Below are 16,329 nucleotides of genomic sequence, written 5' to 3'. Positions count from 1 at the left end.
AACGAAGAAGCCCGGCGAATGCCGGGCTTTTTTATTGTGGGAGCTGGCGATAGCCTGCGAACAGGCTAGCCTACACCTTCATCGAACCTTCCCCCGCCCCATCAACCCGCCAATGGTGTCCTGGATATCAGCCGGCAGTACGATGGTCTTGGCGTTGTTGCTGGTGGCCAGTTTTTCCATGGCGCCAATGTACTTCTCCCCCAGCAGGTAGATCATCGGCCCAGTATCAGTGCCGATGGCTTCCTTCACCCGTTCGATGGCCTGGGCCGAGGCATTGGCCAAGGTCACTTGGGCATCCCCGTCACGCTTGGCCGATTCAAGCCGTGCCTCGGCTTCCAGGATGGCTGCAGTTTTCGCACCCTCGGCACGTGTAACGGTTGCCTTGCGCTCACGTTCGGCGGCTGCCTGCAGTTCCATGGCCCTCTGCATGGATTCCGAGGGTTTGATGTCCTGGATTTCCACCGAGCGAATGGTGATGCCCCAGTCGATGGTCTGCTCGGCCATGGCCTCGCGCAGCAAGGCTTTGATCTTGTCACGGGAGGAGAGGGCTTCATCCAGCTCCATGCCGCCGATGATGGAACGCAGGCTGGTCATGGTAAGGCTGCGCACGGCCTGGTCGTAGTCTTCGATGCCATACGCCGCCTTGGTAGGGTCTGTGATCTTGGCAAAGCACAGCGCATTGGCCAGGAGAACCGCGTTGTCCTTGGTGATTACCTCCTGCTGCTGAACATCCAGGATCAGGTCCTTGGTGCTCATCTTGTAGCCCACCGCATCCATGTAAGGGATGAGGAAGTTCAGGCCCGGCTTGAGTGTGACGCGGTAGCGCCCCAGGCGCTCTACGATCCACTCCTGGCCCTGGGGCACCAAGCGTACGCCCTTGGCAATGGTGACCACGATGAAGATAAAGAAAACGAGCGGAATGATAACGGCAGCGTTCATATGAATTCCTTATTCAAAAGAGAACGGTCAGGCCTCGCCTGCAGGGCCTACGCGAACGAGGTTGCCTTCCACGGCAAGCACGCGGACACGTTCGCCGGCGGGGATGTGGGTATTGGCCAGGCAAGGCCATTCTTCAGCGCCCATCAGAGGCTTTTGAAAGCGCACTTTGCCGCGTTGAAAGGCATTGACCTGCACGGTAAGCAGGCCGATTTCGCCCAAGGCATCGTCGGCGGACCACTGGGGGCCCCGCTGCAGGCCTGCGCGAAAGACCCTGAACCAGAGCAGTGTGAGGGCTACCGAAGCTATGCCCCAAGCAGCCAGTTGGGTGCCGATGCCTAGGGCGGGTATAAGCCATAGCAGCAGAGCGACCAACAAGGCGCCCAAGCCAAACCAGACGATAAAGAAAGATGTAAGCAGCAGCTCCAGCAGTATCAGCGTTACCCCGGCGACTGCCCAGTACCACCATTGGATGTCCATGGCGCCTCACCTCTAAACCTCGAAGGGCCATGGTGACGCCTGTGCGGCGCTTTAGAAAGGGCGGCAATGGTTTCTTGATATGTAGCGTTAAACGTTAGCGCGCCAGTGGCTTGGGCTTGTAGGCGCAGTAGCCAGGGCGTGGGCCAACCTTGGGGTGATTGCGGCAGGTATCGGGGCGTTTGTCGTAGATCGTGCACAAACGGCTTTTGCGGTCCAGGTACAGGCAGTCGTCGTTGCTCATGCGTGCCAACGTGAAAATGCCGCTCTTCTGGTTGAAGCGCTCGACAATACCTTCCTTCTGCAATCGTTTGGCGACGTTTTTCGGCGGTTCAGCCATTTCGAACTCGTCTACCACACCAATGCGGATCAGGTCCTTGATACGCACTTCAACAGGCAGTGTGCAGCAGGTCGACATGCAGCCACCGCACATGTGGCTGGCGTATTTCTGCCAGGTTTCAAGGCGGTCCAGCTCGGCGGCGGCAATCAGGGCGGGTTTCATGGTGGCAACGGATCTACAGGAACGGGCGCGCGATAATACCTGCCCTGCCAAAGGGTTCAATGGCCGTTCAGCCTTTTCTTGACGGACATTTCTCGAACGCGCCCTAGCACCCTGTGTCGAACGGTCTAGGCTCAACGCAGGAATGCAAAACCTTTTACGTATTGAGGGCTGCAAATGTCTCCAGAACCGCTTACCCGAAAAGTCAACGTCGATGTGGACGAATTTCGTACCGCTGTACTCGCCAAACTGACCTACGCGGTTGGCAAGGATCCAGAACATGCCTTCGATCATGACTGGTTCGAAGCCATTGCCTTGGCTGCCCGGGATCACATGGTCGACCATTGGATGGACCATACTCGGCAGATCTACCGCAGCCAGCAGAAGCGGGTCTATTACCTCTCGCTGGAGTTCCTGATCGGCCGCCTGCTGGTGGACAGCTTGAGCAACATGGGCATTCTGGATATCGCTCGTGAGGCGCTGGACGGCCTAGGCGTGGACCTGGACAAGATCCGCCTGCTGGAGCCAGACGCTGCCTTGGGCAACGGTGGCCTGGGCCGCTTGGCCGCCTGCTTCATGGAAAGCATGTCCACCCTGGGCGTGGCGGCCCATGGCTATGGCATTCGCTATGAACACGGGCTGTTCCGCCAAGCCATTATCGACGGCTGGCAGCAAGAGCAGACGGAGAACTGGCTGGACTTCGGCAACCCGTGGGAATTCGAGCGCCCCGAGGTGATTTACCCCATCAGTTTTGGCGGGCACGTGGAAGGCACCATGGACAGCGACGGTAACCTGCGGCAGGTGTGGCGGCCCGGCGAAACCGTGCGAGCGGTCGCCTACGACACACCGGTTGTAGGCTGGAAAGGGGCCAGTGTGAATACCCTGCGGCTGTGGCGTGCACGCGCCATGGAAGACCTGCACCTTGAACGTTTCAACGCCGGTGACCACCTGGGTGCTGTGGCCGACGTGGCACGTGCCGAAAGTATCTCGCGCGTGCTGTACCCAGCCGACAGCACCGAAGCGGGCCAGGAACTGCGCCTGCGGCAGGAATACTTCTTCGTTTCCGCTTCCTTGCAAGACCTGCTGCGCCGCCACCTCAATGTGTATGAAACCGTGAACTCGCTGGGTGAGCATGCAGCCATCCAGATGAACGACACACACCCTTCGATTGCTGTGGCCGAACTGATGCGCCTGCTGGTGGATATCCATCAGCTGAGCTGGGACGAAGCCTGGAAAGTGACGGTGGAAACCCTGTCCTATACCAACCACACCCTGCTGCCTGAAGCACTGGAAACCTGGCCGGTGGGGCTAATGGAGCGCATGCTGCCGCGCCACATGCAGATCATTTACCTGATCAATGCCCAGCACATCGATGGCCTGCGCGAGAAAGGTACTCACGATATAGACCTGCTGCGCACTGTGTCACTGATCGAGGAAGATCATGGCCGCCGTGTACGCATGGGGAACCTGGCGTTCCTGGGGTCCCATAGCATCAACGGCGTATCAGCGCTTCATACCGACCTGATGCGTAGCACCGTGTTCTCGGACCTCAACAGGCTGTACCCGGAGCGCATCAACAACAAAACCAACGGTATTACCTTCCGCCGCTGGCTATACCAGGCCAACCCCAAGCTGACCGCCATGCTGGTGGACAAGCTTGGGAATGCCGTTCTGGATGACCCTGAAAACAACCTCAAGCGCCTGGAAGCTTTCGCTGATGATGCGGCCTACCAGCGACGGTTTGCTGACCAGCGCTTGCATAGCAAAGAGGCACTGGCGCGCATTATCCAAGAGCGTATAGGTGTCACGGTCGACCCTAAAGCGCTGTTTGACGTTCAGGTAAAGCGGATTCACGAGTACAAACGCCAGTTGCTGAACCTGTTGCACACCGTTGCGCTGTACCAGGCCATCCGTGCTACGCCCGAGAAGCCTTGGGTGCCACGCGTGAAAATCTTCGCTGGCAAGGCTGCAGCGAGTTACCACCAAGCCAAGCTGATCATCAAGCTGTCCAACGACATTGCCCGCACCATCAACAACGACCCTACTGTCCGTGGCCTGCTGAAAGTAGCCTTCTTGCCTAACTACAACGTGAGCCTGGCCGAAAGCATCATTCCAGCGGCGGACCTGTCCGAGCAGATCTCCACGGCCGGCTACGAAGCGTCTGGTACCAGCAACATGAAGTTTGGCCTCAATGGCGCGCTTACCATCGGCACCATGGACGGCGCCAACGTGGAGATGTGTGAGTACCTGGGCCGGGAAAACATGTTCATCTTTGGCCTCAGTGCTGATGAAGTCGAAGCCCGCAAGCACGGTGGGGACTACAGTGCGCACCAGGAGGCAGCGAGCTCCCATCGCCTTAACGATGTGCTGCAAGCCATTCGTGGCGGCGTATTCTCCCCGGATGATCCGTCTCGGTACGCAGGGCTGGTTGATGGCCTGTTGAGCTATGACCGCTTCCTGGTGTGTGCAGATTTCGAGTCTTACTGGAGCGCGCAGATGAAGGTGGAAGAGCTGTGGCGCCATCCGAAGCAGTGGTGGCGCTCGGCGATTCTCAACACGGCCCGTATGGGATGGTTCTCCTCGGACCGTACCATCCGTGAGTACGCTACGGAGATCTGGAAGGCGTTGTAACAGCACATCGGTTTCCAAAGGCACCCCCATGACGCCAAGCCTTGTACAAGGCTTGGTGTCAACACTAAAGGCCTGCTGAACTCGGCTGCCTTGCGAGGGTCCGATAGCAGTCGCGCCCATGGCGCATGCACTAGGGACGGTATGTAGTTATATTCCGTACATAGCCCTGGTTCATGTTCGCCCTGTAGACTGCGCGGGTTTTATCCCCCTCCCTGGAACCGGAGCTTGTCCATGTCGCCCGTTACCCTGAGTCGCTACCTGATCGAGCAGACGCGCAGCAACAATACCCCTGCCGACCTGCGCTTCCTTATCGAGGTCGTTGCTCGTGCGTGCAAGGCCATCGCCCATCAGGTACAGAAAGGCGCCTTAGGTGGCGTGTTGGGCAGCATGGGGACCGAAAACGTGCAGGGCGAAGTCCAGAAGAAGCTGGATGTGCTCTCCAACGAAATTCTGCTAGAAGCCAACGAATGGGGCGGCCACCTGGCTGGCATGGCGTCGGAAGAAATGGACAACGCCTACCAGATCCCGGGCAAGTACCCCAAGGGCGCCTACCTGCTGGTTTTCGACCCACTGGACGGTTCCTCGAACATTGACGTGAACGTATCGGTTGGCACCATCTTCTCGGTATTGCGGTGCCCGGATCAGTACCTGAGCCAGAACGATGCCCTCAGCGAGCAGGCCTTCCTGCAGCCTGGTACCAAGCAGGTCGCCGCTGGCTATGCCATCTACGGCCCGCAAACCATGCTGGTGCTGACGCTGGGCAATGGCGTGATCGGCTTTACCCTGGACCGTGAACTGGGCAGCTTCGTGCTCACCCATGAGAACATTCAGGTGCCGGAAACCACCGCCGAGTTCGCCATCAACATGTCCAACCAGCGCCACTGGGAAGCCCCAGTCAAACGCTATGTGGACGAGTTGCTGGCAGGCAAGGACGGCGCGCTGGGCAAGGATTACAACATGCGTTGGGTCGCCGCCATGGTGGCTGACGTGCACCGTATTCTTACCCGCGGCGGCATCTTCATGTACCCCCGCGATTCCCGCGAGCCTTCCAAGCCAGGCAAGTTGCGGCTGATGTACGAGGCCAACCCGATGTCGTTCCTGATCGAGCAGGCTGGGGGCGCTTCAACGGACGGGCACCAGCGCATTCTCGACATCCAGCCCGATGGCCTGCACCAGCGTGTCGCAGTGTTCCTGGGGTCCAAGGAAGAAGTGAAGCGCGTGACTGGCTACCACCAGTAAGCGCACGGCGTACGGTACAGGGTTGCCCAAGAGGCTAATACCGTTTACCTAAGCCTTTGTGCCGAAGCTTGGTTTTCTGGAAAATCCGATATCAGCCTGCTGGTATCGGATTTTTTATGCCCGCAGCCTTCCAGGCATCGCTAAGCAATTGAGTGCAACCACGGGGGCATGGTGGTTCACACGGTCACAAGCGAAACCTCACATGGATGGTGCTGGTGGGGGCGCTGCGGTCCACGGTAATGGCTTCGCTGCCAAAGCCTGAATAGCTTTTCACCAGGCGCATGCCCAGGCCTGTACCGCTAGGTTTGGGGTATGAGTCCGGGAAGCCGTCGCCTTGGTCGACCACCGTGACCACCGCATGGCCATCCTGCCTTGCCAGTGTGATGGTGACTTTGCCCTTGCCATATTTGAGCGCGTTTATAACCAGCTCGGAGGTCACGAAGCCCAAAGGGGCTAAGCGCTCGGCGGCCACGGCCAACGGTTCGGCCTGCAGGGCAATTTCCCGGTCACCAAAGGCTTCGCCGAGATCCTGCAACAGCAATTGCAGGAATTCCCTAGGGTCGGAAATCTTGGTATCGAGGGAGCGGTACAAGCGCTCGTGTACCGATGCCACCGTGAGCACCCGGTTGGCGGCCGTCTGCAACTGGACCTTCACCACTTCTTCGGTCGCGATGTTGGCCTGCAACATCAGCATGGCGTTGACCAGGTGCAGGCTGTTTTTCACGCGATGATGGATTTCTTCGATCATCAGCTGGTTTTGATCGATCTGCACGCTTTGCGCATCAATGAGCGCCTTGAGCTTTACTTCCTGATGGTACCGCTCGCTGATGTCACGTGAGACGACGATCAGTTTTTCAACCTGCTGCTCACTGTTCTTGATAGGCGCTACCGTGACATCCCACCAGCGCGGCTCCCCAGCAGCCGTGGGGCAGAAGGACTCAAAGCGGTAAGCGTGGCCTTGAGCGGCATCGCGAATGGCCTGTTCAACCTGTGCCTTGGACTGCTCAGGCCACAACGTTTCCCACCGGTTACCTTTCACAGCATCCAGGCTAGGCAGGCCCATCTGGCACAAGCCGGTTTCGTTGAAAAATTCGATGCGCCCGTCTGTTGAGATGATCTTCACACAGTCCGGGCTGGCATTAAGCACGCTCTCGGAGTAGGGCGCTGGGTCCTGCTGTTCTACCTGGAAGGCCAGGCGCTCAGCAGTCATGGCAATGATATTGGCAATGCCTTGCATGAATACCAGGTCGGTTTCAATGAAGTCGTCGCCATCCGGGCTATCGGCTTCCAGCACGCCCATAGGTGAGCCAGTACCACGAATCGGCACGTTAATGGCCCGCTCGATGCCATATCTTTTCAGAAGCTCGGGTGTACGGAATCGCAGCTCCTGGCCCAGGTGGTTGGAAATCACCGGCCGGTCCATCATGTGGGCATAGCCAGCCGGGCTGCTATCGTCCGCGCCCAGGGTAGCGGTGCCAATGTCTGTGGGGGCCCAGCCAACGCCGCTTTCAAGCACAAGGCGGCCTTCGGCCTTCTGGTACTTCAACACCTTCGCGTATGCCGTGCCCATGCCTTTGGCGACGACTGCGCAGGCCTGGGTTTGCAGATGCAGCAGGTTCGTCGCCTGCAGCGAGTTCACGCCGAACTGCACGCACAGCTCATGCTGCCTGCGTAAACGGGTATGCGACGCCTGGAGGGCACTGCGGATGATTTCGTCGCTAGAACGGTCTTGCATAGAGGGCCAGGGCGAGTGCGGGAGAGGATTGGACAGCCAGAAGGCGTTATGTTCCAGCAGGATATCACCTGAACCTCTTTTCGAACCTACCGTCCAACGCCGACCTCCTTAACCACTGCAGGGCAGGCAATGACTGAACAGGACCTTCCTGAAAAAATCGGGCGCGCCATCGACCGGCGCATGGCTGCTATCAGCCACGCTGACAAAGGCCCTGAAACGGTATTGATGACGGGCATGGCGCTGGGCTACATCGCGGCACTCTATGATGCCGGTGTGATAGATCCGCCGTTGCGCCTGGCGCTGGAGCACCGCGTGCAAGCACTTGAACCTTCTGCGTCAGATGACTGAACACGCTTGAACACAGGAGTACGTGAACATGGCAAATAACGGGAAATCCCGCTTCTGGTCCCCGGGCAAGGTGCTGTTGGCCCTTGCGGTATGTGCAGGTGTGTTAGCGGCGTGCAGTACCTCAGGTACCCGCGAAGTCGCGCCCAAGACGGCTGGCAAGGTGGACCTCAAGCGTTACCAAGGCACTTGGTATGAGCTGGCGCGCCTGCCGATGTTCTTCCAGCGCAACTGCGTACAGTCTGAAGCGCACTACGGGGTCAAGCCCGACGGCACGGTCGACGTGCTCAACCGCTGCAAGACCGCCGACGGTACCTGGGAGGAGGCCCATGGCACGGCGACCCAGCAAGTGGCCGGAGAAACAGACAAGCTATGGGTTGTGTTCGATAACTGGTTTTCGAAAATCGCCCCTGGCCTGACCAAAGGGGATTACTGGATCATCGACCTGGACAGCGGCTATAACCAAGTCATCGTCGGCACCCCGGATCGCAAGTTCCTGTGGCTGATGTCGCGCACGCCTGATGTCAGCGAAAGTGTGAAGGAGCAGATGGTGTCCCGAGCCCAGCAACAGGGGTTCGATACCTCGCGCCTTATCTGGCGTTCTGCAGACTAAGGCAGGGGCAGGCTACCTCAGCAAGCTACGCAGCACTTGGGTAAAGGCGAGGCGGCTTTCAGCCTCGCTGGCGTGGTGGCCATCGCGTACCACCCAATGCCCACGCACCATCACGTCCTTTACCTGACGGTCATTGCCTGCAAACAGCCACCGGCTGAGCAGGGCACTGTTGTCGATAATTGCCAGGTAGGGGTCCGCCCCATCCAGTACCAGCCAATCGGCTCGCCTACCGGCCTCCAGGCGCCCGACCGGCTGCCCTAGCGCCTGAGCCCCGCCCGCCAATGCGCCCTGGTACAGGGTTTGCCCCACCTGCGGCGTTTGGGCGGTATGCAACCGGTTACGGCGCTGGTCGCGCAACCGCTGGCCATATTCGAGCCAGCGAAGTTCTTCCACCACACTCAACGACACGTGGCTGTCCGAACCAATGCCCCAACGCCCTCCGGCTGCCAGGTAATCCACCGCAGGAAACAGGCCATCGCCCAGGTTGGCCTCGGTTGTCAGGCACAGTCCAGCCACAGCACCGCTGGCGGCCATGCGTTGAACCTCATCGGCGTTGGCATGGGTGGCATGCACCAGGCACCAGCGCTCATCCACCGCTACATGGTTGAACAGCCATTGCAGAGGGCGCTGTGCGCTCCAGGCTAGGCAGTCGTTTACTTCTTTCTGCTGCTCGGCGATGTGGATATGGATCGGCCCAGCCCCAGCGCTGGCCGCCAGTACGTCGCTGATCTGCTCAGGCGTGACTGCGCGCAACGAGTGGAAGCATACGCCGAGCTGCTGTGCAGGTTGGGTGGCCAGGTGTGTAGACAGCTGTTGATGCAGCGACAGGTAGGCCTCGGTGCCATGGATAAACCGACGCTGGCCTTCCATAGGCGCCTGGGCGCCGAACCCGCTATGGCTGTAGAGCACAGGTAGCAGCGTAAGGCCGATACCGGCACTGGCAGCGGCGTGGCTGATGCGCAGGGCCATTTCCGCCGGGTTGCCATAGGCCATGCCATCGGTAGCGTGGTGAAGGTAGTGAAACTCCGCCACAGACGTATAGCCGGCCTTGAGCATTTCGATATACAGCTGGCGTGCAATCACCTCAAGGTCATCCGGGGTTACCCGTGCCACCAGCCGGTACATCAGGTCACGCCAGGTCCAGAAGCTGTCATTGGGGTTGCCGGTCACTTCGGCCAAGCCTGCCATTACCCGTTGGAAGGCATGGGAATGCAGGTTAGGCATGCCAGGCAGCAGTGGCCCGTTCAAGGGTTCAGCACCTTCTGGCGACGCATTGGCCTGCACGTGAGTGATTACGCCCTGAACATCCACACTTACACGCACGTGTGAGGCCCAGCCATCGGGTAACAGCGCACGATCAGCAAAGTAAGCGGGCATACAGAAGCCTCTGAAAACATGGTTGTATATACATATACAGCTGTTTGCGGGCCGGGTAAACTGCGGCAAGCTATAGTCCGTTCACTACCCACAGGGGCCTTTTGTGCCAATGCCGCCCGTTGTTTCCTCTCTAGCTGACCAGTTGGGCGAGAGCCCGGCGCCGCTGTATGCGCGGGTCAAGCAGATGATTGCCCAACAGATCCAGGCTGGCAGCTGGCCCCCCCATTTTCGAGTGCCTTCGGAAAGCGAGCTGGTGAGCCAATTGGGGTTCAGCCGCATGACCATCAACCGTGCATTGCGCGAGCTGACGGCCGAAGGCCTGTTGGTGCGCATGCAAGGGGTCGGAACATTTGTGGCCGAGCCCAAGACGCAGTCGGCGCTGTTTGAGGTCAATAACATCGCTGATGAGGTCGCGGCGCGGGGCCATCGGCACCATTGCCAGGTGATTCGGCTGGTCGAGGAAGTGGCGGGCGCCATGCGTGCGGCTGCCCTGGACGTGCGCGAAGGCCAGCGCATCTTTCATTCGATCATCGTGCATTACGAGAACGATATCCCCGTGCAGATCGAAGACCGTTACGTGAATGCGCAGGTAGCGCCCGACTACCTTCAGCAGGATTTCACCCTCGAAACCCCTTATGCCTACCTGAGCCGTGTGGCGCCCCTCACTGAGGGCGAGCATGTGGTAGAGGCCATTCTCGCGGACGAACAGGCCTGCCTGTGGCTGCAGATCGAGCCTAGCGAACCGTGCCTGCTGATTCGGCGGCGTACCTGGTCGGGCCGCGAGGCCGTCACTGCGGCGCGGCTGATCCACCCAGGCTCCCGCCACCGCTTGGAAGGGCGCTTCAGCAAGTGAAGGTAGTGCGTGCGTGCGACCACAAACGTACGCCCTGGAAAAACGGCGGCGGCAGCACGGTAGAACTTTGCCGGGACGAAGGTGATGGCCCGGATGGGTTTGGCTGGCGCCTGTCCATTGCAGACATTGCCGAGCCTGGGCCCTTTTCAGCCTTCGCAGGCTATGAACGGGTGATCACCGTGCTAGAGGGCCAAGGCATGGTGCTGACGGTCGATGGCCTGGATACCGCGCCGCTGCAGGCGTTTCAGCCCTTTGCCTTTTCCGGCGCCAGCCATGTGAGCTGCACCTTGGTTGATGGCCCCATCAGGGACTTCAACCTGATCTACTCGCCTGCCCGTTATCAGGCCGTACTGAAGTGGATAAGCGCTACTCACCTGGTCGATGCCACCCCGGCCACTCAGGTTGTCTTCGCCGCACAAGACAGCGTTCAAGTGGTGGTAGCAGGCAGCACTTGGCAGCTGGAGCGCTACGACGCCTTGGTATTGCCACCCCACACCTGCGCCCAGGTCACAGGCCACGCTTGCCATATCACCCTTATGCCTCGGTGAAGGGCGTACCGGGCAGGTGCGTTGGCCCTCCCATTTGCGCTGTTTCAGTGCGTATCAGCCGTCAGGTTTTCTCGGGCTCCTTGTAAAAACAGTAGCCCATGAAGCTGGCCTCTGGATTGCATATGCTTGTACATACAAGTAAATATGTGTGCGGACGAAACACCCGCTCAGCTCAGAGGATTACCCATGACCACCTTCCGTGACGTAAATGTCCGTGCCCCTCGTGGTACTCAGCTCACTGCCAAAAGCTGGCTGACTGAAGCTCCGCTGCGCATGCTGATGAACAACCTTGACCCTGAAGTGGCCGAGAACCCTAAGGAGTTGGTGGTTTACGGTGGCATTGGCCGAGCGGCGCGGAACTGGGAGTGCTATGACCGCATCGTGGAGAGTTTGAAAAACCTTGAAGCCGATGAAACCCTGCTGGTGCAGTCAGGCAAGCCTGTGGGCGTGTTCAAAACCCACGCCAATGCCCCACGTGTGCTGATTGCCAACTCCAACCTGGTGCCTCACTGGGCCAATTGGGAGCATTTCAACGAACTGGATGCCAAAGGCCTGGCCATGTATGGCCAGATGACCGCCGGCAGCTGGATCTACATTGGCAGCCAAGGCATCGTACAGGGCACCTACGAAACGTTCGTGGAAGCGGGCCGCCAGCACTATAACGGCAAGCTGGCAGGCCGTTGGGTGCTCACGGCCGGGTTAGGTGGCATGGGCGGGGCGCAGCCATTGGCCGCTACCCTGGCAGGTGCCTGTTCATTGAACATCGAGTGCCAGCAGAGCCGTATCGATTTCCGCCTTAAAACCCGTTACGTCGATGAGCAGGCACACGACCTGGTCGACGCCCTGGCCCGCATCAAGCGTTACACCGGCGAAGGCCGAGCGGTATCCATTGCCCTGTGCGGCAACGCCGCTGAGGTGCTGCCGGAGCTGGTTCGCCGCGGCGTACGGCCAGACATGGTCACCGACCAGACCAGCGCCCACGACCCACTCAACGGTTACCTGCCCAAGGGCTGGACCTGGGAGGAATACCGCACGCGTGCCCAGCAAGAGCCTGCGGTGGTGGTAAAGGCTGCGCGCCAGTCCATGGCTGAACACGTGCAGGCCATGCTGGCTTTCCAGCAGATGGGCGTGCCTACGTTCGACTACGGCAACAATATTCGGCAAATGGCCAAGGAGGAGGGCGTTCACAATGCGTTCGACTTCCCAGGCTTTGTGCCTGCCTACATTCGCCCCCTGTTCTGCCGGGGCGTAGGGCCTTTCCGCTGGGCAGCGCTTTCAGGGGATGCCGAGGACATCTACAAGACCGACGCCAAGGTAAAAGAGCTGATTCCGGACGATGCCCATTTGCACAACTGGCTGACCATGGCACGCGAGCGCATTGCCTTCCAGGGGCTTCCAGCGCGTATCTGCTGGGTAGGCCTGGGGCAGCGTGCCAAGCTGGGGCTGGCATTCAACGAAATGGTGCGCAGTGGCGAACTGTCCGCCCCCGTTGTGATTGGCCGCGATCATTTGGACTCCGGCTCCGTGGCCAGCCCCAACCGTGAAACCGAAGCCATGCGCGACGGCTCCGACGCCGTGTCGGACTGGCCGCTGCTCAACGCCTTGCTTAACACCGCCAGCGGCGCAACCTGGGTATCCCTGCACCATGGTGGTGGCGTGGGCATGGGCTTTTCCCAGCACTCCGGCATGGTAGTGGTGTGCGATGGGACCGACGAAGCGGCCGAGCGTATTGCCCGGGTACTGCACAACGACCCGGCCACAGGCGTGATGCGCCATGCCGACGCGGGCTACCCGATTGCCATCGAATGTGCCCGCGAACAAGGCCTGAACCTGCCCATGCTGGACCGCTGACGCTTTCCCTTCCTCCCGCGCTTTGGAGACATGGTATGCCCGTAGATACGCGTGAACCTGTAAACCAGCCGTTGATCGAGCAGCGCTCCATCGACTACATCCCGGAGGTCGAGCGCCATGGCCGGTTAGGTAGCCAGTTCAGCCTGTGGCTGAGCGCGAACCTGCAGATCACCGCCATCGTAACGGGCGCGCTGGCCGTGGTACTGGGAGGTGATGTGTTCTGGTCGCTGGTGGGCTTGCTGATCGGGCAACTGCTGGGCGGGGCCGTCATGGCCCTGCATGCTGCCCAAGGCCCGCGCCTGGGGTTGCCGCAGATGATCTCCAGCCGGGTGCAGTTCGGTGTCTACGGCGCGGTGATTCCCTTAGTGCTGGTGTGCCTGATGTACATAGGCTTTTCGGCCAGCGGCTCGGTACTGGCCGGGCAGGCCATTGCGCAATTGACCGGTTTGGCGGACTGGCAGGGCATCGGCCTGTTCGCCGCCATCATCGTGCTGTTCACCGTATTCGGCTATCGGGTCATTCATCTGGTAGGCCGCATAGCCAGCGTGTTGGGCGTGCTGGCGTTCGCCTACCTGTTCTATGCCTTACTGGCTGGCAATGACATGTCGGCACTGCTGGCCAACAGGCATTTCTCCCTGAGCAGCTTCCTGCTGGCCGTATCCCTGTCGGCCTCTTGGCAGATCGCCTTCGGCCCCTATGTAGCGGACTACTCCCGTTACCTGCCGCGCAATACGTCGGCGGCGGGCACCTTCTGGGCAGTCGGCCTGGGTTCAGTGATCGGCGCGCAGGCCGCCATGGTGTTCGGGGTCTTTGCCGCAGCGTTGGCGGGTAAAGGCTTCGCGCACCACGAAGTAGCGTTCATTGTCGGGCTGGGCGGCACAGGGGTGGTCGCCGCCCTGCTGTACTTCAGCATCGCCTTTGGGAAGCTCACCATCACCATTCTCAACGCCTACGGCAGCTTTATGTCGGTGGCGACTATTGTTACGGGGTTGTCCGGCCAACGCCGGATCAGCCCCACCGTGCGAACGCTGTGCATCCTGTGCATGGTGCTGGTATCGACCAGCCTGGCCTTGCTGGGCAAGGATTCGTTTCTCAAGGACTTCTCGGCCTTTATCCTGTTTCTGCTAGCGTTCTTTACACCCTGGAGCGCCATTAACCTAGTGGACTATTACGCCATCAGCCAGGAGCGCTATGACCTGCCGGCGCTCAACGACCCTCAAGGCCGCTATGGCGCCTGGAATGTGCTAGGGATCACCGTGTATGTGCTGGGTGTGCTCATTCAGATGCCGTTCATTGCCACGCATTTCTACACCGGGCCTCTGGTAGCGCACCTGGGCGACACGGACATCTCATGGATCATCGGCCTGGTGGTGCCGGCCGTGGTGTACTACTGGGCTGCGCGCCGCTGGCCCCGGCCAGTGCCTGCTCAACTGATCCTGCCGGCGGATGCCAGAGATGAGACAGATCAACAGTTGGGCGGGGTGGGTGTGGTATGAGCCGCTGCGCTGTCGTTGCTGTCCTAGGATGGTGATATAGCCATGACGAGCGCAGCCCATGTTTCCAGACAGCTTTACGTTTTCCATTGCCGATTGGGTCAATACCTGGGTCGACCTGTTGGTGGGTCGTTACGGAGACAACCTGCGGCAGGTGTCCGATGCTCTACTCGGTGTGCTGGTGGGGCTGGAGAGCCTGTTGCGGGCAACGCCCTGGTGGCTGCTGTTGCTCGTTGTGGCAGGGCTGGCCTGGCATGCCAGCCGGCGTTGGTACATGGGGGCACTGATGGCGGGCTTGCTGTTTATGGTGGGCGCCGTCGGCTTATGGGACAAACTGCTGCAAACCCTGGCACTGGTTCTGGTGGCCACTACCTTGGCTGTTGTTATCGGCGTGCCCTTGGGCGTGCTTGCCGCCCGTTTTGCGCGGGTGCGCGCAGTGTTGCTGCCTTTGTTGGACGTGATGCAGACATTACCCAGCTTCGTCTACCTGATTCCCGTGTTGATGCTGTTCGGGTTGGGCAAGGTGCCCGCCATCTTCGCCACCGTGGTCTATGCCATTGCCCCGGTCATTCGCCTGACCGAACTGGGTATTCGCCAGGTAGACCGGGAGGTAATGGAAGCCGTCAACGCCTTCGGCGCCAGCCCTTGGCAGCAACTGACCGGCGTGCAGCTACCCTTGGCGCTGCCCAGCATCATGGCCGGTATCAACCAGACCACCATGCTGGCGCTGTCCATGGTGGTGATCGCGTCCATGATCGGCGCACGTGGGCTGGGGGAGGACGTGCTCGCCGGTATCCAGACGCTCAATGTAGGCAAAGGCCTGGAAGCCGGGCTGGCGATCGTGGCCTTGGCAATCGTGATCGACCGTATTACCCAGGCCTATGGTCAGCCTCGCCGGAGGGTGCGCTGATGAGCCTTATCGAACTGCGCCACGTGACCAAGGTATTCGGCCCTCGCCCTGAACAGGCGCTCAAGCTGCTGGATGCAGGCGCCGACAAGGCCCGCATCCTGGCCGATACCGGTTGTGTGGTGGGGGTGACAGACGTGTCCTTGAACATTGAAGCTGGAGAAGTGTTCGTGATCATGGGCTTGTCCGGCTCGGGCAAGTCCACGCTGGTGCGGCACTTGAACCGGCTGATCGAGCCTTCACGGGGCGAGGTGCTTGTGCAAGGGGAGAATGTGCTGAGCTATGGTGCGCCCCGCTTGCGCGAATTCCGCCGGCGCGACGTCAGCATGGTGTTCCAGGGGTTTGGCTTGCTGCCCCATAAAAATGTCGTGGATAACGTGGCCTATGGGCTCAGGCTACGCGGTGACTCCGCCGCTACTTGCCGGGAGCGGGCGCATCACTGGATCAGCCAGGTGGGCCTTGAAGGCTATGCACAGCACTGGCCAGAGCAGCTGTCTGGCGGCATGCGACAGCGGGTGGGCCTGGCCCGCGCCTTGGCCACCGACACCCCCATCCTGTTGCTGGACGAGGCTTTCAGCGCGCTTGACCCGCTGATTCGCGCAGACTTGCAGGCACAGTTGCGCGAGCTGCAAGGCCGCCTGCACAAGACCATCGTATTCATTACCCACGACCTTGACGAAGCGCTGCGCCTTGGCGACCGCATTGCCATCTTGCGGGATGGCCGCCTGGTTCAGGTGGGCACCCCCAATCACATACTTCAGCACCCAGCGGATGACTACGTAGCCCGGTTCGTGCAGGGGGCTAACGGTAGGCTTTGAGCGGCAA

Annotated in this window: 15 protein-coding genes; 10 read left to right on the top strand and 5 right to left on the bottom strand. The window is 60.2% G+C overall.

Annotation, left to right across the window (positions count from 1 at the left end; translation table 11 throughout):
- Positions 1 to 78 precede the first annotated feature (78 nt).
- The 3 genes from HBH25_RS07530 to HBH25_RS07520 form a co-directional block, all read right to left on the bottom strand.
- Positions 79 to 939 carry an SPFH domain-containing protein gene (locus tag HBH25_RS07530; protein WP_168083087.1) on the bottom strand — a complete coding sequence of 287 codons (861 nt, stop codon included), beginning with the start codon at positions 937 to 939 and terminating at the stop codon, positions 79 to 81.
- A gap of 27 nt (positions 940 to 966) precedes the next feature.
- On the bottom strand, positions 967 to 1,416 hold the full coding sequence (locus HBH25_RS07525; RefSeq protein WP_168083085.1) for an NfeD family protein: 450 nt from the start codon (positions 1,414 to 1,416) through the stop codon (positions 967 to 969).
- Positions 1,417 to 1,510: 94 nt separating this feature from the next.
- Positions 1,511 to 1,915, bottom strand: a complete 405-nt coding sequence (locus HBH25_RS07520; protein WP_168083083.1) for a YkgJ family cysteine cluster protein — start codon at positions 1,913 to 1,915, stop codon at positions 1,511 to 1,513.
- Positions 1,916 to 2,089: 174 nt separating this feature from the next.
- On the opposite strand from HBH25_RS07520, the gene HBH25_RS07515 reads away from it, so the two are divergent.
- Together HBH25_RS07515 and HBH25_RS07510 are read left to right on the top strand one after the other, a co-directional pair.
- Positions 2,090 to 4,543 (top strand): glycogen/starch/alpha-glucan phosphorylase, encoded by a 2,454-nt coding sequence (locus HBH25_RS07515; protein ID WP_168083081.1) that lies wholly within the window; start codon positions 2,090 to 2,092, stop codon positions 4,541 to 4,543.
- Between the two features lie 231 nt (positions 4,544 to 4,774).
- Positions 4,775 to 5,782 carry a class 1 fructose-bisphosphatase gene (locus HBH25_RS07510; RefSeq protein ID WP_168083079.1) on the top strand — a complete coding sequence of 336 codons (1,008 nt, stop codon included), beginning with the start codon at positions 4,775 to 4,777 and terminating at the stop codon, positions 5,780 to 5,782.
- Positions 5,783 to 5,966: 184 nt separating this feature from the next.
- Here the strand turns inward: HBH25_RS07510 and HBH25_RS07505 are convergent, their stop codons facing one another.
- Positions 5,967 to 7,517: a sensor histidine kinase gene (locus HBH25_RS07505; protein ID WP_168083077.1), complete on the bottom strand. Its 1,551-nt coding sequence runs from the start codon at positions 7,515 to 7,517 to the stop codon at positions 5,967 to 5,969.
- A gap of 129 nt (positions 7,518 to 7,646) precedes the next feature.
- Here HBH25_RS07505 and HBH25_RS07500 point away from each other — a divergent pair, with 129 nt between their 5' ends.
- A complete protein-coding gene (locus tag HBH25_RS07500; RefSeq protein ID WP_168083075.1) occupies positions 7,647 to 7,865 on the top strand; it encodes a hypothetical protein in 219 nt (72 codons plus the stop codon).
- Positions 7,866 to 7,893: 28 nt separating this feature from the next.
- Positions 7,894 to 8,475 carry a lipocalin family protein gene (locus tag HBH25_RS07495; protein WP_168083073.1) on the top strand — a complete coding sequence of 194 codons (582 nt, stop codon included), beginning with the start codon at positions 7,894 to 7,896 and terminating at the stop codon, positions 8,473 to 8,475.
- A gap of 12 nt (positions 8,476 to 8,487) precedes the next feature.
- Here HBH25_RS07495 and HBH25_RS07490 read toward each other — a convergent pair whose 3' ends face one another.
- Positions 8,488 to 9,852, bottom strand: a complete 1,365-nt coding sequence (locus HBH25_RS07490; RefSeq protein ID WP_168083071.1) for a formimidoylglutamate deiminase — start codon at positions 9,850 to 9,852, stop codon at positions 8,488 to 8,490.
- 109 nt (positions 9,853 to 9,961) lie between these two features.
- On the opposite strand from HBH25_RS07490, the gene hutC reads away from it, so the two are divergent.
- The 6 genes from hutC (at position 9,962) to HBH25_RS07460 (ending at position 16,322) form a co-directional block, all read left to right on the top strand.
- A complete protein-coding gene (gene hutC / locus HBH25_RS07485) occupies positions 9,962 to 10,705 on the top strand; it encodes a histidine utilization transcriptional repressor HutC (protein WP_168083069.1) in 744 nt (247 codons plus the stop codon).
- Positions 10,702 to 11,253, top strand: coding sequence for a HutD/Ves family protein (locus tag HBH25_RS07480; protein ID WP_324616867.1), 552 nt, complete (start codon positions 10,702 to 10,704; stop codon positions 11,251 to 11,253). The genes hutC and HBH25_RS07480 overlap by 4 nt, the downstream gene beginning before the upstream one ends.
- 186 nt (positions 11,254 to 11,439) lie before the next feature.
- Complete coding sequence (gene hutU / locus HBH25_RS07475) at positions 11,440 to 13,104, top strand: urocanate hydratase (protein ID WP_168083067.1); 1,665 nt, start codon at positions 11,440 to 11,442, stop codon at positions 13,102 to 13,104.
- 35 nt (positions 13,105 to 13,139) lie between these two features.
- Positions 13,140 to 14,600 (top strand): purine-cytosine permease family protein, encoded by a 1,461-nt coding sequence (locus HBH25_RS07470; protein ID WP_168083065.1) that lies wholly within the window; start codon positions 13,140 to 13,142, stop codon positions 14,598 to 14,600.
- 58 nt (positions 14,601 to 14,658) lie between these two features.
- The gene (locus tag HBH25_RS07465) at positions 14,659 to 15,507 is read left to right on the top strand and encodes an ABC transporter permease (RefSeq protein WP_168083063.1); all 849 of its coding nucleotides are present in this window, start codon (positions 14,659 to 14,661) and stop codon (positions 15,505 to 15,507) included.
- A complete protein-coding gene (locus tag HBH25_RS07460) occupies positions 15,507 to 16,322 on the top strand; it encodes a quaternary amine ABC transporter ATP-binding protein (RefSeq protein WP_168083061.1) in 816 nt (271 codons plus the stop codon). Before HBH25_RS07465 ends, HBH25_RS07460 begins: the two co-directional genes overlap by 1 nt.
- Positions 16,323 to 16,329 lie beyond the last annotated feature (7 nt).

It is taken from the genome of Pseudomonas quercus (genome assembly GCF_012033695.1).
GTDB classification, from domain to species: domain Bacteria; phylum Pseudomonadota; class Gammaproteobacteria; order Pseudomonadales; family Pseudomonadaceae; genus Aquipseudomonas; species Aquipseudomonas quercus.
Note: the sequence above shows the minus strand (reverse complement) of the source record. Positions and strands in the feature narration are given on the sequence as shown.

Excerpts from the sequence above, each read along its gene's own strand:
- HBH25_RS07525 (WP_168083085.1), bottom strand. The coding sequence starts at position 1,416 with ATGGACATCCAATGGTGGTACTGGGCAGTCGCCGGGGTAACGCTGATA.
- HBH25_RS07500 (WP_168083075.1), top strand. The coding sequence starts at position 7,647 with ATGACTGAACAGGACCTTCCTGAAAAAATCGGGCGCGCCATCGACCGG.
- HBH25_RS07505 (WP_168083077.1), bottom strand. The coding sequence starts at position 7,517 with ATGCAAGACCGTTCTAGCGACGAAATCATCCGCAGTGCCCTCCAGGCG.
- HBH25_RS07530 (WP_168083087.1), bottom strand. The coding sequence starts at position 939 with ATGAACGCTGCCGTTATCATTCCGCTCGTTTTCTTTATCTTCATCGTG.
- HBH25_RS07465 (WP_168083063.1), top strand. The coding sequence starts at position 14,659 with ATGTTTCCAGACAGCTTTACGTTTTCCATTGCCGATTGGGTCAATACC.
- HBH25_RS07515 (WP_168083081.1), top strand. The coding sequence starts at position 2,090 with ATGTCTCCAGAACCGCTTACCCGAAAAGTCAACGTCGATGTGGACGAA.
- hutU (WP_168083067.1), top strand. The coding sequence starts at position 11,440 with ATGACCACCTTCCGTGACGTAAATGTCCGTGCCCCTCGTGGTACTCAG.
- HBH25_RS07470 (WP_168083065.1), top strand. The coding sequence starts at position 13,140 with ATGCCCGTAGATACGCGTGAACCTGTAAACCAGCCGTTGATCGAGCAG.
- hutC (WP_168083069.1), top strand. The coding sequence starts at position 9,962 with ATGCCGCCCGTTGTTTCCTCTCTAGCTGACCAGTTGGGCGAGAGCCCG.
- HBH25_RS07490 (WP_168083071.1), bottom strand. The coding sequence starts at position 9,852 with ATGCCCGCTTACTTTGCTGATCGTGCGCTGTTACCCGATGGCTGGGCC.
- HBH25_RS07460 (WP_168083061.1), top strand. The coding sequence starts at position 15,507 with ATGAGCCTTATCGAACTGCGCCACGTGACCAAGGTATTCGGCCCTCGC.
- HBH25_RS07520 (WP_168083083.1), bottom strand. The coding sequence starts at position 1,915 with ATGAAACCCGCCCTGATTGCCGCCGCCGAGCTGGACCGCCTTGAAACC.
- HBH25_RS07495 (WP_168083073.1), top strand. The coding sequence starts at position 7,894 with ATGGCAAATAACGGGAAATCCCGCTTCTGGTCCCCGGGCAAGGTGCTG.
- HBH25_RS07510 (WP_168083079.1), top strand. The coding sequence starts at position 4,775 with ATGTCGCCCGTTACCCTGAGTCGCTACCTGATCGAGCAGACGCGCAGC.